Origin of the sequence: Phaeobacter sp. G2, from assembly GCA_025163595.1 — a bacterium.
Classification (GTDB): Bacteria; Pseudomonadota; Alphaproteobacteria; order Rhodobacterales; family Rhodobacteraceae; genus Pseudophaeobacter.
The window spans coordinates 2,876,810-2,893,586 of sequence record CP104100.1 but is presented as its reverse complement, the minus strand read 5'-3'; the positions used below and the strand labels follow the sequence as shown (position 1 = coordinate 2,893,586).

At 57.5% G+C, this 16,777-nt stretch carries 15 protein-coding genes and 1 tRNA gene; 10 read left to right on the top strand and 6 right to left on the bottom strand.

Annotation, left to right across the window (positions count from 1 at the left end):
- The first annotated feature begins 113 nt into the window (after positions 1–113).
- A complete protein-coding gene (locus N1037_13670; protein UWS78321.1) occupies positions 114–1,316 on the top strand; it encodes a multidrug effflux MFS transporter in 1,203 nt (400 codons plus the stop codon).
- Between the two features lie 124 nt (positions 1,317–1,440).
- Positions 1,441–1,863 carry a nucleoside-diphosphate kinase gene (ndk, locus tag N1037_13665; GenBank protein ID UWS78320.1) on the top strand — a complete coding sequence of 141 codons (423 nt, stop codon included), beginning with the start codon at positions 1,441–1,443 and terminating at the stop codon, positions 1,861–1,863.
- A 119-nt stretch (positions 1,864–1,982) separates the two neighbouring features.
- On the opposite strand, the gene N1037_13660 is transcribed toward ndk, so the two are convergent.
- Positions 1,983–2,321 (bottom strand): TfoX/Sxy family protein, encoded by a 339-nt coding sequence (locus tag N1037_13660; protein UWS78319.1) that lies wholly within the window; start codon positions 2,319–2,321, stop codon positions 1,983–1,985.
- Between the two features lie 161 nt (positions 2,322–2,482).
- On the opposite strand from N1037_13660, the gene N1037_13655 reads away from it, so the two are divergent.
- A complete protein-coding gene (locus tag N1037_13655) occupies positions 2,483–3,700 on the top strand; it encodes a cytochrome P450 (GenBank protein UWS78318.1) in 1,218 nt (405 codons plus the stop codon).
- A 76-nt stretch (positions 3,701–3,776) separates the two neighbouring features.
- Here N1037_13655 and N1037_13650 read toward each other — a convergent pair whose 3' ends face one another.
- The gene (locus tag N1037_13650; protein UWS78317.1) at positions 3,777–4,391 is read right to left on the bottom strand and encodes a response regulator transcription factor; all 615 of its coding nucleotides are present in this window, start codon (positions 4,389–4,391) and stop codon (positions 3,777–3,779) included.
- Positions 4,392–4,825: 434 nt separating this feature from the next.
- Here N1037_13650 and N1037_13645 point away from each other — a divergent pair, with 434 nt between their 5' ends.
- The gene (locus N1037_13645; protein ID UWS78316.1) at positions 4,826–5,389 is read left to right on the top strand and encodes a molybdopterin-dependent oxidoreductase; all 564 of its coding nucleotides are present in this window, start codon (positions 4,826–4,828) and stop codon (positions 5,387–5,389) included.
- Positions 5,386–7,986, top strand: coding sequence for a response regulator (locus N1037_13640; GenBank protein UWS78315.1), 2,601 nt, complete (start codon positions 5,386–5,388; stop codon positions 7,984–7,986). The genes N1037_13645 and N1037_13640 overlap by 4 nt, the downstream gene beginning before the upstream one ends.
- Before the next feature lie 118 nt (positions 7,987–8,104).
- Here N1037_13640 and N1037_13635 read toward each other — a convergent pair whose 3' ends face one another.
- A complete protein-coding gene (locus N1037_13635; protein UWS78314.1) occupies positions 8,105–8,761 on the bottom strand; it encodes a GntR family transcriptional regulator in 657 nt (218 codons plus the stop codon).
- A 139-nt stretch (positions 8,762–8,900) separates the two neighbouring features.
- Between N1037_13635 and dctP the strand changes: the two genes are divergently transcribed.
- The 5 genes from dctP to N1037_13610 all read left to right on the top strand — a co-directional run bounded on the left by dctP (position 8,901) and on the right by N1037_13610 (position 14,601).
- A complete protein-coding gene (gene dctP / locus N1037_13630; protein ID UWS78313.1) occupies positions 8,901–9,887 on the top strand; it encodes a TRAP transporter substrate-binding protein DctP in 987 nt (328 codons plus the stop codon).
- A 74-nt stretch (positions 9,888–9,961) separates the two neighbouring features.
- Positions 9,962–10,510, top strand: coding sequence for a TRAP transporter small permease (locus tag N1037_13625; protein ID UWS78312.1), 549 nt, complete (start codon positions 9,962–9,964; stop codon positions 10,508–10,510).
- Positions 10,510–11,826, top strand: a complete 1,317-nt coding sequence (locus tag N1037_13620) for a TRAP transporter large permease (protein UWS78311.1) — start codon at positions 10,510–10,512, stop codon at positions 11,824–11,826. Before N1037_13625 ends, N1037_13620 begins: the two co-directional genes overlap by 1 nt.
- The gene (locus N1037_13615; GenBank protein UWS78310.1) at positions 11,823–13,082 is read left to right on the top strand and encodes a malonyl-CoA decarboxylase; all 1,260 of its coding nucleotides are present in this window, start codon (positions 11,823–11,825) and stop codon (positions 13,080–13,082) included. The genes N1037_13620 and N1037_13615 overlap by 4 nt, the downstream gene beginning before the upstream one ends.
- Positions 13,083–13,086: 4 nt before the next feature.
- Positions 13,087–14,601: a malonyl-CoA synthase gene (locus N1037_13610; protein ID UWS78309.1), complete on the top strand. Its 1,515-nt coding sequence runs from the start codon at positions 13,087–13,089 to the stop codon at positions 14,599–14,601.
- 204 nt (positions 14,602–14,805) lie between these two features.
- On the opposite strand, the gene N1037_13605 is transcribed toward N1037_13610, so the two are convergent.
- The 3 genes from N1037_13605 to N1037_13595 form a co-directional block, all read right to left on the bottom strand.
- Positions 14,806–15,465 carry a hypothetical protein gene (locus tag N1037_13605; GenBank protein ID UWS78308.1) on the bottom strand — a complete coding sequence of 220 codons (660 nt, stop codon included), beginning with the start codon at positions 15,463–15,465 and terminating at the stop codon, positions 14,806–14,808.
- A gap of 197 nt (positions 15,466–15,662) precedes the next feature.
- Positions 15,663–15,737, bottom strand: a tRNA-Asn gene (locus N1037_13600).
- A 69-nt stretch (positions 15,738–15,806) separates the two neighbouring features.
- On the bottom strand, positions 15,807–16,721 hold the full coding sequence (locus N1037_13595; protein ID UWS78307.1) for an MBL fold metallo-hydrolase: 915 nt from the start codon (positions 16,719–16,721) through the stop codon (positions 15,807–15,809).
- Between the last annotated feature and the right edge of the window lie 56 nt (positions 16,722–16,777).

Genomic DNA, 16,777 nt, shown 5'->3' with positions numbered 1-16,777 from the left:
CGCTTTGTATCTGGTCTTTTACCCAGGAATGCTGGAAGTTTCGATGCAGACCATTTGCGCAGAAGCCGTTATTGGCTATTTCTCAGTCTAAACTACAGTATTTAGGTGATTTTATGCGGGCCGCAGAGAAAGATCCCCATCTCATAACATTGATTTTTGCCACCGCCCTGGCGGTATTGTCACTGAACATGTTTCTGCCCTCGCTGGCGCGGATCACTGAGGATTTTGACAGCAGCTACGGCGTGGTGAACCTGGCCCTGGCAGGTTATCTGGGCATCTCCGCGGTTCTGCAGCTGCTCATGGGACCGCTGTCTGACCGTTTTGGGCGACGTCCCATTTTGCTGGGCTCGATGTTGATTTTTACGCTGGCCTCGATTGGCTGCGTGCTAGCACAATCTGTTTGGGTGTTCCTTGGGTTTCGCATGATACAGGGCGCGGTGGTTGCAGGGCAGGTTTTGTCCCGGGCCGCTATTCGCGATATGCATTCGACATCCGAGGCCGCCAGCAAGCTTGGCTATGTCACCATGGCCATGGCCTTGGCGCCGATGCTGGGGCCGATGCTGGGCGGGGCATTGGACATGCTGTTTGGCTGGCGCTCCAGTTTTGTGCTTTATGCTATTTTGGGGTTTGGCGTGTTGGCGCTCAGCTGGGGCGATTGGGGGGAGACCAACCATCAGCGCTCCACCACCTTTGGCGCGCAGATGCGCAGCTACCCAGAGCTTTTGGCCTCGCGCCGCTTTTGGGGATATAGCTTCTGCCTCGCCTTCTCCATCGGTGGTTTTTACGCCTTTATCACCGGCGCCCCCCTGGTGGCAGCGGCCTGGTTTGACCTGAACCCGGCACAGTTGGGGCTGGGTATCGGTATCATCACCGGGGGCTTCATGGTCGGGAATTTTGTCACCGGCGCGTTGGCCAACCGGGTGCCGTTGATCACATTGGTGCTGGCGGGGCGGTTTGCGGCCGTAATCGGACCACTGATTGGCCTGGCCCTGTTTCTGACGGGGCTGGGGACGATCCCGGTGTTTTTTGGCGCCGCCATTTCGGTTGGATTTGGCAACGGGCTGACAGTGGCCAATGCCAGTGCCGGATTGATGTCGGTGCGACCTCACCTGGCGGGCAGTGCCTCTGGCCTGTCGGGGGCCATTACGGTGGGGCTGGGGGCGGTGATGACAACCGTGACAGGCGTTCTGGTGACGCCGTCGAACGCGCCCTTCATGGTGCTGTCGATCATTTTACTGTCGAGTATCTGCGCTTTGGCCGCAGGGCTTTATGTGCGGCGGCTCGATATTCACGAGCCACTGGCCGAGGCCCCCTGAAATCCGTCTGCAATTTTGTGTTCGGCGTAACTCACCTCTTCCCATAGGTCCGCTGGCGTGTTAGGCGGCGCGCAATAATACGGCGCATATTTTTGCCGCCAATCTTTCAAATGGAGAACGCCCAATGGCTCTGCAACGCACTTTCTCGATCATCAAACCCGATGCCACTCGTCGCAACCTGACCGGTGCGATCAACGCCAAATTCGAAGAAGCTGGCCTGCGCATCGTTGCACAAAAGCGCATCCACCTGACCAAAGCTCAGGCTGGCAAGTTCTATGAAGTGCACGCTGAGCGTCCCTTCTACGACGAGCTGTGTGAATTCATGTCCTCCGAGCCAATCGTTTGCCAGGTTCTGGAAGGCGAAAACGCTATCGCGAAAAACCGCGAAATCATGGGCGCAACCAACCCAGCCGACGCCGCCGCCGGCACCATCCGCGCTGAGTTTGCTGAATCGGTTGGCGAAAACTCGGTTCACGGTTCCGACGCTCCTGAAACAGCAGCTGTTGAAATCGCTTACTTCTTCTCCGGTCTTGAGCTGGTTGGCTAAGCCACCTCTCTGATCAGAGAATGAGATTTTGGGGCCGCTGCGGAGAAATCCACGGCGGCCTTTTTCTATGAGAGTTGCGGCTGAGGGGGCTCCAGCGGCTGTGGCAGGGGGAGGCGGCGCTACCGGCGCGCGGATCTGTCGATAACGCCAATCTGGTCGAGAATCCTCTCAAACTCACCAAGATCTTTGTCATAGCTCTGGGTCTTGATGGCGTCGAACCGCTTGCGAAGGGCCTTCTTTTCCGCGCCTTTGCAATCATTCCAGGGGCGTCCCTGCAGGGCCATGACCAGGACGTAATACGCGATGAAATGGGGTTTGCTGCCACTGGCCAGCAGGCGCCCATAGGCAGCATCCGCCCCGAGGGCGCGCAACTCTTCTGCACTGTGAATACCCGCGCGTTTACAGGAGTCTTCGTAGGCGGGGCCAAGGTTGCGAATGGTGGAAATAGCGGTGGACATATGGCGAACATAGGCAGAATTTTTGCCCCTGTCACCCGTCCTTTTGCACCAAAAGGCAGGCGGCGCGCATGATCCCATGTTATTGACAGCATGGCGCTTTCATCGGATCCTGAGAGCAAATTTCAGGAGTAAATCATTTGTCAGCCCCCGCTGCATCGCCGATGGCAGATATTCAACATTTTGATTTGACCAACCCGCCCGCTGGGTTTGTTGAAGATCCCTTTCCCATTTATGACGCGCTGCTGTCGCAGGCCCCCGTATTGCCGCAGCCGGATGGGTCCTTTCTCATCAGTCGGTATGGGGATCTGGATCGTATCTACCGGGACACCGCGTTGTATTCTTCCGACAAAAAGGCGGTCTTTTCCCCTAAATTTGGCCCGGATTCGCCGCTGTTTGAACATCACACCACCTCGCTGGTGTTTTCGGATCCGCCGCTGCACACGCGGGTGCGCCGGATTATGAGTTCGGCGCTGACGCCGCGGGCGATTGCCCGCATGGAACCAGGATTGATCGCCACCGTTGATGATCTGCTGGACGGGCTTCAGGGGAAGTCTTCGGTGGATCTGATCGCGGATTTTGCCTCCTGTATTCCCATTCAGGTCATCGGCAACCTGCTGGATGTCCCGCCGGAGGAGCGCGGCCCCTTGCGGGACTGGTCGCTGGCAATCTTGGGGGCGCTGGAGCCGTCTTTGACCGAGGCGGAGCTGGCCTTGGGGCATCGGGCGGTCGAAGAGTTCAAGGCCTATCTGCAGGATCTTATTGCCCGGCGCAGGGCAGCGCCGGGGGATCCGGAAACGGATGTCCTGACCCGGCTTATTGGCGATGAAAAAAGCGAGGCCTCGGGCGAGCGGTTAAGCGAGATCGAGCTGATCCAAAACTGTATTTTCATTTTGAATGCGGGGCATGAGACCACAACAAACTTGATTGGCAACGCCCTGGCGCTGCTGCATGATTTCCCGGAACAACGCACCCGGCTTCTGGCGCAGCCGGATCTGATCAAGACGACCATAGAGGAGGTGTTGCGCTTTCGCTCGCCCAATCAGCTGGGTAACCGCGAAACCACGGCCATGGTTGAAATCGGTGGTGTCGTCATTCCACGTGGCAGCAATCTGCATCTTCTGATTGGTGCGGCCAATCGCGACCCAGAGATCTTTGCCGATCCGCAGGTGTTTGACATTGGGCGTAAACCCAACCGTCACCTTGCCTTTGCTGGCGGTCCACATGTTTGTGTGGGGCTGACCCTGGCGCGGCTGGAAGGAAAAATTGCCCTCGAGCGGTTTTTGGCGCGCTTTCCCACCTATCAGATCCTAGCGGGGCGACGGGATGGTGGGCGTATGCGTTTTCGCGGCTACGCGGCCTTGCCTGCCAAGGTGTCGTAGGGCACCGGCAGAGGGGCCGTAAAACGGTCGCGACTGGTTTGGCTTCTTTGGGCCTGCGCGGGCTTTGGAAATGCGTTTAGTACAGGCCTGCTTCTTTTGCGATCATTGCAGCCTGGGTGCGGTTTTTTGCGTCCAGCTTGCGGCACAGCGTCCGGACATGCAGCTTGATCGTGACTTCCTGCAGATCAAGGTCACGGGCGATCTCCTTGTTGGATTGGCCTTTGCACAGCCCGGAGAGGACCTCATTTTCGCGCGGGCTGAGCTTTTCCGCCAGAGGATGTGCAGGGGCTGCGGGTTCTGGGCGCATTAGGTCTACGGGAACGTAGATCTCTCCGGCGGCCATAAAGCGGACCGCATTGAGCAGCGACTGGGCGCCCATGGTTTTGGGAATAAAGCCAATCGCCCCCAGTTTGAGCGCGTCCTGGGCGGTTTGCGCTGGGGCATTGCCGGACAGAATTGCAACGCCCTTGCCGCCATTGGCAGCGATCGCCTGGGTCAGCCCCGCAAGCCCATGCATGCCGGGCATTTGGTAATCCAACAAGACAAGATCAAAGGGGCCATCCCTGTTGATTTGGTCCAGAGCACCAGCCAGATCTGTCGCCAAAAACACGGCGGCATCGCCTTTGCTTTCGAGGTAGGCAGAGATGGTTTCACGGACCATATCGTGATCGTCTGCTAACAAAATACGCATGAAAACCTTAACCAAGTTCAAGTTGTCTTAGGTAAGCTTACAATTGGAAGTGTTTCAAATCCATCAAGATTTTGGATCAATTTGAGAGAAGAATTTCCAGCGCGTCGGCGCCGGCGCCGATGTTGCGAATGAGCCTATTTTGCTGGCTGGCGCCCCAAGGCCCAGAAGGAACGGTTCTTATAGATGAAAAGGGCTCAATAATGCGGCGTTTACCGGCTGCTCTTTTGCCCTGAATAGGGCCCTCAATGGTCGGGATTCTAGACCCTTGGATATCCCACCTATACGGAAGGATAGGGCACTATCCGCAGGCGTAGATAGTCCCAAGGCGGAGATATGTTAGGCTTTTTTCAATCGCAGATAGCGTAGACAGCACAGAGGGTGCTGACTGTTGGGCAAACCCCAGAACGCATTTTGTACCGGTATTGGAGAGATAGATGATGATAGGCGGTAAGAAGTTGTTGTCCCTGGCCTTTAGTGGGGCGCTTGCAGCACTTGTGGGCCTGTTTGGGGCTGGTACAGCCTTGGCAGGTACGGCAACCGAAGATGCGGCCCCAGCGCATCAGGGTGAGGTTTTGCTCACCGTTTCGATCGAAGGCGACGGGGCGCGGGAAGAGCACCTGACACTGCAAGACTTGCAGGCCTTTACCGCAGAGCACTTTGAAACCTCCACCATCTGGACAACTGGAACCCAAAGCTTCACCGGTGTGCCGCTGGCGGATCTGCTGGCGCATTTCGATGTGACGGCGCAGACAGCGGGTGTCACCATCGAGGCGCGCGCCGTCAATGATTATATGGTTGAGGTGCCGCTTTCTGATGCAGTCTCTGGCGGGCCAATTGTTGCCTATCTGCGCAATGGCAAAACCATGTCGCTGCGGGGCAAGGGGCCGCTGTGGCTGATTTACCCCTATGACCAGAACCTGTCCTACCGCACCGAGGCGGTCTATTCGCGCAGTATTTGGCAACTGAGCCACCTGACCCTGGGGCAAAAATCTGAATGACACAGACAGCCGGGCAGATCCGAAACCAAAAGAACGCACGTCCCAAGGCCGCCTTCCCGAGGAAGGCGGCTGGAGCGTTCTCTTGGGGCAGGCTTGGCCCCGGAAACTGGCCGCGGGTGACAAAGATCCTGCTCCTCATGGCGCTGATGGTGCTGCCGCTGCTGACCCTGCAGTCGATGCGTCTTGGCCATGAGGTTGTGCAGCGCCTGGAGGGGCTGTCGACGGCGGCAACCGACAATATGCAGTGGGTCCTGTCCCAGGCCGAAGTCGACCATCTGAAGCTGCAAGCGGCGCTTGACGCGGCGGCAGAGCCCGGAGGTATCACCGCTCTGCGGCGTCAATTTGACGTCTATTACAGTCGCATAGCTACCTTTGTTGAAGGTCCGCTTTTTGCTGATCTGCGCAATTCGCCAGCAGGTGGTAAGCTGCTCGGCAGGTTGCAGGGACGCCTGGAGTCCCTTGTCGAGTTGATTGACGTGCCAGATCAGCAGCTGATGCAGAACCGCCATCTAATCGCGATGCACCTGCTACACAATGGCGATGACGTGCGCGAACTGGCGCTTTTTGGCGTGGTCATCCAGGTCGAAGATACCGAAAGCAAGCGTTTGCAGTTGTTTGCGATCATGTGGCGTCTGGCCGTGGTGCTTTTGGCCCTGATCATAGCGTTGGCGGTCACTGCCTTGCTGTCTGGGTGGATGTATCGCCGGGGGCGCAGACTGGCGGAAGAGCGCAGTAAGGCCTCGTCTCGTATGGAGGCGATGATTTCGTCTTCGCTTGATGCCATTTTGATGATTGACCAAGAGAGCCGCATCCTTGCCTTTAACGGTGCCGCCGAAGCGATTTTTGGCTACCGGCGCGAGGAGGTCATGGGGGCGAAAATGGATGAGTTGATCATTCCTCCACATCTGCGCGAGGTCCATCGCGTGGGAATGAAACGTTTGGAAAAAAAACTCAGTCCCCGGGTGGCGGGTCGGGGGCGGGTCCAGCTGCAGGCGCAAAGAAAGTCAGGCGAGATCTTCCCGATGGAGATGTCGCTTTCCGTCAGTCGCAGTGAAACCGACCAAGCCTATGTTGGCTATATTCGTGATATTTCCGATCGCATTGCCGTAGAGGAAGAGCTGCGCCGGGCCCGTGATGATGCCTTGGCGGGAGAGCGTGCCAAGGCCAATTTGCTGACGGTGATGAGCCATGAAATGCGCACGCCCCTGACCGGGATCCTGAGTTCCATTGAATTGCTGAAGCAAATGGAGCCAGACAGCGAGCAACGCCGCTACCTGGATGCGATGTTGGTGTCCGGTGAGTTGCTGCTTCATCACGTCAATGATGTCTTGCAGTTGTCGAGCCTGGAAGCCGGTATCGAAACGGAGACTGAAAGCGTCTTTAATCTGCGCGAATTGGTGGAAGGTCTGGTGGAAAGCCAAAAGGCCCCAGCGCGTTCAAATGGCAATGATTTGACCCTGAGCTATGGCATCGACGACGGGGCGGAAATGGTTACGGGGCGGCCGCGGGCGCTGCAACAGGCTCTGCTTAATCTGATTGGCAATGCGATCAAATTCACGCGTGATGGTGGGGTTATGATTGATGTCCATCCCAACGCCACAGCAGGCCAGATCGAGTTTCACGTTGCTGATACCGGCGAGGGCATTGCCAAGAATAACCTCAACCGGATTTTTGAAGACTTTATCACCTTGGATTCCAGTTATCAGCGTAGCAGCGAAGGCACTGGCCTGGGCTTGGCAATCACCCGCCGTATCGTCGAGGCAATGGGGGGGACCATCACCTGTGAAAGCGAATTGGGCGAGGGCAGTTTGTTCTCTCTCGTCCTGCCGCTGCCCCCAGCCCAGTCGCTGCCCGTCGCCGATCCCGCCATCGAACAGGCCCAGGAGCATTCTGCCAAGATTTTGGTGGTGGAGGACAATGACATCAATCGCGAGCTGTTTCAGCGGATGCTTGAGAAACAGGGGCATCAGGTTACGGTCGCGTCAGGCGGGGCTGCTGCGGTAGAAACATGTCGGCAGCAGCGGTTTGACCTTGTTTTGATGGATATCAGCATGCCCGAGGTGGATGGCATCGAAGCAATCCGCCGGATACGCGGTGAAAACCTTGCTCAGGATGTGGAGATTGTCGCCCTGACCGCCCATACGGCCCCGGAAGACCATGCGCGCATTCTCAAGGCGGGCTTTGCCGAAGTGGCGACAAAACCGGTCAGCAATAAGGATCTCTCAGTTCTGGTTGCGCGATATACAGCCCCGGCCCAAGCTGGCGAAGCCGATCAAGACCAATCCGATATCGCGCAATTCTTTGACGCCCTTGGGGCTGAGCGGGCAACGGGTTTTCTGAATACCTTTATCGCCGAGGTCGACAGCTTTTTGGATGTGCTGGCTGGCGTGTCTCAACTGCTTGATGCCCATCGCAAAGAGGCCCATCGCCTGGCTGGATCTGCAGCGGTTCTAGGTCAGCTGGATCTGCGTGGTGCTTTGATTGAAATTGAGGTGCAGCAAACCGATGAAAAACCGCCGCTGGCCAAGCTGCAGGAGACCTGGGGCAGGGTGAAAACCGCCCTGCAAGGCCATCTTACCCAATTTGAACAGGTTTGAGCCGCTGCGATGCAGCGTGAAAACCTGTTCTTTGCTGTTGGTCTGATCGGTAGGGAAAAAATGTTGCTGTAAAGAATGAAGGAGGGCCGGGCACCAGGATGGGGCGCTCCCCAAGCCGTCATGGGGCGGCGTTTTTGAGGGTTGCCATCAGACTGTGAAATTTCTCTCCCTGGATCGCCACATGACCACGCAGCGCGTCAGCTGCTGCCTCAGAGTCGCCCTGTTCCAAGGCTTCCAGGATGATCTTATGCTCGCTCATGGATTGCACCATGCGGCCGCGTAGTCTCAGCTGTTGACGCCGGAATGGCTGGAGGCGTCGGTGCAGAAGTCCAGTCTCGGATTCCAGGAAGCCGTTGCCTGACTCCCGGTATATAATTTTATGGAATCGCTCGTTCTCGCTGTAGTAGGTGTCGGGGTCTTGTGCCTCAACGGCCGCTTGGCACCTGTCATTTGCATCATGTAAATCTGCCAGAGCTTCGTCAGAAATGCGCTTTGCAGCAAGGCGCCCACAAACAGCTTCGACTTCCGCCATGACTTCAAACATTTCCAAGAGTTCAACCGGGCCAGGCTGACGAACGAAAGCGCCGCGCCGGGGAACCAATTCTACCAACCCAGAGCGTGCAAGCCGTTGTAATGCTTCCCTCAAAGGTGTTCTGGACACGCCGAACTGTTCGGCAATACGAACTTCGTCCAGCCGATCTCCGTCCGTATAGGTTCCATCAAAAATGCGCTCTTCGAGCTGCTCTGCGATGATATCGGAACGACGTTTTTCCATATAATTGCATTACCAAACATGAAATTGAAGCTCAAGATTGTTGTTATTGTATACAAGATGCTTGACTTAAAAAACACACCCCACCTATCGTTAGGGCCAACCTGGTGTATTCCGGGTTGGATTCTTGGAGGAGGAAAACATGAAACCCATTCTGAAGACCGCTGTCGCCGCTCTGGCGCTTGCTTCCATGGGCACATTGGCAGGAGCAACTGAGCTTCGCCTGTCGCACCAATGGTCAAGCAAAGACATTCGCCATCAGGTCGCGCAGATCGTCGCCGACGAAGTCGCGGCAGCCGGGGTCGATCTCGAAATCAAAATCTTCGGGTCTAAGTCGCTGTTCAAGCCGCGCGAGCAGTACAAGCCGCTCAGCCGAGGCCAGTTGGACATGACAGTTCTGCCGCTGTCCTACGCCGGTGGTCAACAGCCCGCCTACAACTTGACCCTGATGCCCGGCCTGGTGAAAAACCATGATCACGCAGCGCGTCTGTCGCATTCTCCCTTTATGGAAGCGCTGGAAGCCAAGATGGCGGAAGATGACGTGATGGTTTTGGTTCACGGCTATCTGGCAGGTGGCTTTGCCGGCAAGGACAAGTGCATCACCAAACCCGAAGACGTCAAAGGGTTGCAGACCCGCGCGGCTGGCAAGTCGTTTGAACAAATGTTAGCCGGTGCCGATGCATCCATCGCGTCGATGGCGTCCTCTGAGATCTACAATGCGATGCAGACGGGTGTTCTGCAGGCTGCAAACACCTCTTCGTCGTCTTTCGTCAGCTACCGCATCTACGAGCAGGTCAGCTGTTACACGCCGGCGGGCGATGTGGCGCTTTGGTTCATGTATCAGCCACTCTTGATGAACAAGCGCACGTTTGATGGCCTGAGCGAAGCGCAACAAAACGCGCTTGTCGCCGCCGCCGAAAAGGCTGAGGCATTCTATATGGAAGAGGCCAAGAGCCAAGATGCTGCCTCGGCCAAGGTCTTCCGTGAGGCCGGCGTCGAGATTGCCGAGATGAGTGTCGAGGATTTTGATGCCTGGCGTGCGCTGGCGATGGAAACCTCCTACGCAAAATTTGTCGAAGAAGTCGCGGATGGGCAGGCATTGCTCGACCTGGCACTGGCTGTCGAATGACCGCCACTCGGGGTGGATGAAAATCCGCCCCGCTTTTCATTTATTTACCGTTCCAATAACATCAGGAGGTGCACATGGCTGGTCATGGCTCCGCCGTTGCTTCCCATACGGGGAACAATCTTTTCCTTCGCGTCGTCGCGGCGCTTTCAACATTGGCTGGCTGGTGTTCGGCGGGCATGATTGTCTCTGCCGTCGCCATCACCTGTCAAATGATCATCGTGCGCTTTGTTCTGAACGGGTCGACCATATGGCAAACCGAAGCCGTTATTTATCTGGTCATCGCCGCAACATTGGTCGGTCTGCCCTATGTGCAGCGTTTGCGCGGACACGTGAATGTCGACCTTATTCCGCTCGCGCTGCCGCCGCGCCCACGGTTTTTCATGGCCATTCTCACGTCGGTCCTGTCGATCAGCATCGTCTCGATCATGCTGTTTTATGGCTATGATTACTGGCACTTCGCCTGGGATCGCGGCTGGCGTTCCGACACTGTCTGGGGGGTGCGCCTGTGGATCCCCTACCTGGCGCTGCCAGTGGGCTTTGGCCTGCTGCTTTTGCAATTGATCGCTGACCTGGTGGCGGTTTTGACCGGCGTCGACAAACCCTTTGGACTGGAGGACACCTAATGGATCCGCTTTTGCTTGGGGCAATCGTGGCGATTGTCACCATCCTCGTACTTTTCTCTGGCGTTTCCGTTGCCATTGGCCTGCTGATCGTCTCCGCTGGTTTCTTGCTGGTTTTTGATGGCGCGCGCTCACTCGAACTGATGCCCGAACTGTTGTTTGGCAAACTTGACAACTTTGCGCTCCTGTCGATCCCCATGTTCATCATCATGGGGGCGTCCATCGCATCGACCCGGGCCGGGGCTGATCTGTACGAAGCACTGGAGCGCTGGCTGACCCGTGTCCCCGGCGGCCTGGTTGTATCGAACCTGGGGGCCTGTGCATTGTTTGCTGCCATGTCCGGCTCTTCGCCTGCGACCTGTGCCGCTATCGGCAAGATGGGCATCCCGGAAATGCGCAAGCGCGGCTATCCTGATGGCGTCGCGGCGGGCTCGATCGCAGCGGGTGGCACGCTGGGCATTCTCATTCCTCCGTCGGTCACGATGATCGTCTACGGCATTGCCACCGAAACCTCGATTGGCCGCCTGTTCCTGGCCGGTGTGATCCCCGGTCTGTTGCTGGTGACATTGTTCATGGCCTGGTCGCTTTACTCCACCTGGAAATCCGGCGAGGCATCGCGCCTGGGCGCAGGCAGCTACACTTGGGCCGAACGGTTCGAGATCCTGCCCCGTGTTCTGCCGTTCCTCGGAATTATTATCGGCGTGCTCTATGCCATGTATGGCGGCATCGCCACGCCATCGGAAACAGCGGCGGTTGGCGCGCTGCTTTGCCTGCTGATCGCCATGATCATCTATAAGCTCTGGAACCCCAAAGATCTTTGGGTTGTGCTGCGGGACAGCACCAAGGAAAGCGTGATGATCCTCTTTATCATCGCGGCTGCCGGTGTGTTCTCCTACATGCTCAGCTCACTTTTCATCACCCAGTCGATCGCCGAATGGATCGGCACACTGGATGTGAACCGTTGGGTTCTGATGGGGGTTGTGAATGTATTCCTGCTGATTGCTGGCTTCTTCTTGCCCCCGGTTGCTGTCATTCTGATGGCTGCCCCAATCCTGTTGCCGATTATTGACACCGCAGGTTTTGACCCGATCTGGTTTGCGGTTGTGCTGACGATCAACATGGAAATCGGCCTGATTTCGCCGCCGGTTGGTCTGAACCTTTATGTGATCAACGGCATCGCACCTGATATCTCGCTTAAGACCATCCTGACCGGTTCGCTGCCTTTTGTGGCCTGTATGGTCCTGGCAATCATCCTGCTGTGCCTGTTCCCGGGTCTCGCGACCTGGCTGCCGAACGTGGTCATGGGGGTTGCGCTATGAGCCTTCTTGCCGATCTTCTGTCCACGGTCTTTGAGCGGCGCTATCGCCGCGAAGCGCCGGGGGCAACCGAGGACGGTCGTCCGCTGACCGAAATGGCCACTGCGCTGGTCGGATCTGCGGGCGAGACCTCGGGGCTGGCACTGGCCCGGGAAATTCTGTTGCGGTTTGCCGAGCTGGAGGACGCGGACAAGCTCGCGTTTTTTCAGGATATCGCATCCACGATGAATATTGACCCGGAAGCGGTCCGCACCACGCTCGACGACTACGAGCGAAGCCCATCGAAGGCCAGCTATCATGCCTTTGCCGACGCTGCCGAACCTGCCCGCCAGGAATTCGTCCGCCGCCTGAACCGGGTGCCGGGGGCCACTGGGGCCCTGGTGAAGATGCGCGCCGATCTGTTGCGGCTGGGGGGCAAACAGCCGGAACTGCAGGCGCTGGATCTGGATTTTCGCCATCTCTTTGCCTCCTGGTTCAATCGCGGGTTCCTTGTCTTGCGCCCGATCAGCTGGGAAAGCCCTGCCCATATCCTGCAAAAGATCATTGCCTATGAGGCGGTGCACGCCATCCACAGCTGGGACGATCTGCGCCGCCGGCTGGAACCAACGGACCGTCGCTGTTTTGCGTTCTTCCACCCGTCGATGCCCGATGAGCCGCTGATTTTTGTCGAGGTCGCCCTGACCAAGGGCACTCCCGGGTCGGTGCAGGCACTTCTGGTTGAAGACCGAACTGCATTGCCTGCGGAAGAGGCGGACACAGCCGTGTTCTACTCGATCTCCAACTGCCAGGCCGGGCTCGCCAGCATTTCCTTTGGAAATTCGCTGATCAAACAGGTCGCAGCAGACTTGTCGGCGGAGCTGTCCGGTCTTGACACCTTTGTCACCCTGTCGCCCATTCCCGGCCTGACCAAATGGCTGACACAGGTGGGGCTGACCTGGACCACCGACGATCCGGAAAACATGCAGGCGTTGGCCGCGCACTACCTGTTGAACGCAAAATCCAGTAGAGGGCTGCCGTTTGATCCGGTGGCTCGGTTCCATCTTGGCAACGGGGCGATTGTTCACGCGGTGCATGCCGATGGCGATATTTCGGACAAAGGCCGGGCTCAGTCGGGCGGCACAATGGTGAACTATCTCTACGACCTGGCTCGGGTCGCGCAGAACCATGAAAACTTTGCCAACACACGCGAAGTCGTAGCAACGGCCGAGGTCCAAGCTTTGGCCGGACCAGTAGCACTTCCCAAGACCGAAGAAAGGTAACCCCATGGCAAATCCTCTCTATGACGGTCTTTTCGGTATCCACGCCGGAAAGACCACGCCCTTCCTGCGTCTGCTCGACGGTCAGGTGATCACCCACCAGGACTTCCTTGCGACCAGCGCTCAGATTGCCAATGTGATGGCTCAAATTGGGCTGAAGCCCGGAGACCGAGTCGCCGTTCAGGTCGAGAAATCCCCGCAAGCACTGGCGCTATATGCCGCTTGTGCACAGGCCGGGCTGGTCTTTCTGCCACTCAACACGGCGTATACGGTCGATGAACTCAGCTACTTCATCGAAAACAGCGGTGCGGCGCTGATTGTCTGCGACGGTAGAAACGAAGACCAGTTGGGTGTGGTGGCCGAGCGGCTCAGTGCGCAGATCGAAACCCTCAATGCCGATGGCGGCGGAACCCTGATGGCGCAGGCGCAGGTCATGCCGATGAGTTTTGCCCCCGTTGAGCGTACCGGGGATGACTTGGCAGCCTTCCTCTACACCTCCGGTACGACCGGTCGTTCCAAGGGCGCAATGCTGACACAGGACAATCTGCTTTCGAATGCCCGCACCCTGGTCAGCGAGTGGCGTTTCACCTCGGATGATGTCCTCTTGCATGCTCTACCGATTTTTCACACGCACGGGCTGTTTGTGGCCACCAATGTCACTCTCGCTGCGGGCAGCAGTATGGTTTTCATGCCAAAGTTCGATCTGGACCAGATCATTGCAAGCATGCCTGAGGCCACCACCATGATGGGGGTTCCTACCTTCTACACGCGTCTGTTGGACGATGAGCGCTTCACAAAAGACCTGGCAGCGCATATGCGCCTGTTTGTGTCCGGCTCGGCGCCGCTTTTGGCCGAAACCCATTCCCAATTCGAAGAGCGCACAGGCCACCGGATCCTAGAGCGCTACGGCATGACCGAAACAAACATGAATACCTCCAACCCCTATGACGGCGAACGCCGCGCGGGGACAGTGGGCTTTCCCTTGCCTGGGGTTGAGCTCAAGATTACCAACCCTGATACTGGTGCCTCCCTTGCAACAGGCGAGGTGGGCCAGATCGAAGTGCGCGGGCCGAATATCTTTAAAGGCTACTGGCAGATGCCGGAAAAGACGGCTGCGGAACTGCGCCAAGACGGCTTCTTCCTCACCGGGGACTTGGGCAAGATCGACGACGATGGCTATGTCCACATTGTTGGTCGCAACAAGGATCTGATCATCTCGGGGGGCTACAACATCTACCCCAAGGAAATTGAACTGGTTCTGGACGACCAGCCTGGCGTTCTCGAAAGCGCGGTGGTGGGCGTGCCCCATCCTGATTTTGGCGAAACGGTGTTGGGGGTGATCGTCCCAGAAAAAGGCGCCACGCCGGATACGGATGCAATAATGGAGGCCGTGCATCATTCTCTGGCCCGGTTCAAACACCCCCGCAAACTGGTCGTTCTTGCAGAATTGCCGCGCAACACGATGGGCAAGGTTCAAAAGAACATCCTGCGGGAGCAGTTCCAGGATATGTTCGCTTTCTGACGACCTTCGCTGGCGGGCGCGTGTCTCCCCTGACGCCCGTCCGCAACCCCGTGGCCATTGACGTTATGCGCCCTTTGCAAGCCTTTGACGCGGGTGGACGGGCGCGCGCTGCCGCGTGCATCATTCAAGCGCTAGCAATGGCAAAAGAAGCGGGCGTGGACCCGTCGCAAGCATTGGCGCTGGTTGATTGGGATGGGTGAGCGTCTAACGCCGACTTTTGTGCACCGCTACCCAATCAACAGATGCATGGTACATCATCCCGCAAGCTGCATTGGGACACTCTGCCGGTGGGAAAGGCGATGCCGTGAATGGGTCAATATATGAATCGTAGTTTTCGGTGCAGAAAGCGCAGCCGTCACGGTGAGCGCCAAGTTGGCTGATACTCCCGAACTCGTGGCCAGAGGCAGTCAGAATGCGCTTGGCACGATCTATCGTAAAATCTGCGCGCCATAGTGTTAGAAAATGTGCCTCTAGCGGTTTCAGCTTGCCCTTCTCGGACAACTCACTTGCGGCCCGCTTGGACATGAAGGCGTTCGACCTGATCCCAAGCGCTTTCTTTGCCTCTTTGCTCAGTTGCTTCCCGTCTTTTCTATGTGACAGAGCCACAGCTTTGAACCCTTCAGCCATGCAGCGATGGATAGCGGCTTCAATAGAGGGCTTCGCAGACGGTTTTAGCAAGCCTAAGTGCTCGAATGCTTCATCAATAGTGTCGCTGGTGATCGTATCAGGGTTGAAAGTAAGCTTTTGCTTTGCGGAGGCAGGTGCTTGCACACTTCGGGTATTAGTTTGCACGGTAGCCGGTGAACTCGATTCTTCAACCTTACTCGGTGTTCCGAACAGACCTTCTAAAAGTGCCTTAAACATAACAATGCCCTTCGAAGCGCAAATCAGAACCAAGCGTAGCATCAACCTGCCCGCAAATCAGACTTGGGCAAGCAGATGAATCACGTCGGGCGCAAACAGTTGTTGGGAACAAACCTAACACATAGTGGTTTGTTCCCCCGGCGTTCCCCAATAGAAAAAGGGCCTAGAGGATCAAACCTCTAAGCCCTTGAAATCTTTGGCTCCGGCGGTAGGGATCGAACCTACGACCAATTGATTAACAGTCAACTGCTCTACCGCTGAGCTACGCCGGAACGGTCCGTGCGATATAGCGGGGGCTCTGGGGGAGGTCCAGAGGGGAAATTCGTTTTCTTGAAAAAAACTCAAGCCAGAATTTGAAAGCTGCCCGTTTCCGTAAAGGCGCCGCAGGGTTCAACTATTGACCGGCCCGCCAGATCGACAAGATGGGCAAAGACATTGCGCTCCGCTGCTGGCAACAGGGCGGCGGGTGTTTCCTGGTAGATCGCCCGCGCCAGTTCGGCCGGGGTGGCCGGGGCCTGGGCGAGACAGGCCAGGATTTCGGCTTCGCGGCCCTTGCGATGGTGGATCAGCCAGTCCAGCCGCTCTTGCGGGGCTGTCACTGCAGCGCCGTGGCCCGGGTAGAACACCCGCCAGTCGCGGGCACGCAGGCGGGAGCAGGAGGCCATAAAGTCGGTCAAATCCCCGTCGGGCGGCGAGACCAGCGAACTGGCCCAACCCATCACGTGATCTGCGGTGAAACAGGCGTCCCCCAGGGCAAGGGCAATGTGGTTGCCCAGATGGCCGGGGGTGTGGATGACCTCAAGCTGCCAGCCTGCAGCGGACAGAATATCACCGTCCGCAACGGTGATATCTGGCCTGAAATCACTGTCGATGCCTTCGCCGCCGCTTGTCATCCCTGCGCGGACAAGGTCTTGCATGATCGCGCTGCGCCCGGCCTCGGGGCCGCCAAAGCCATAGACCGGGGCGCCACAGCTGGCAGAGAGCGCGCGGGCCAGGGGCGAGTGATCCAGGTGGCTGTGAGTGACAATGATATGGCTGATCCGCTGGCCGGGCAGGACGCAGGCCAGAATCGCCTCCAAATGAACCGGCATATCCGGGCCAGGGTCGATGACAGCCAGTTCGGTGGTTCCAACCAGATAGGTATTCGTGCCCCGGTAAGTCATCGGTGAGGGGTTCGGGGCCAACAGGCGCCGCACACCGGGTTGCAGCTCTTCGGGATGGCCAGGGGCCGGGTTGAAATCGTCAGGAGCTTGCATGCGTTTTGCCTCGTCTCAGGGCTGCGTTTGGCGCGGCCTTTGGTATCTTTGTCGGT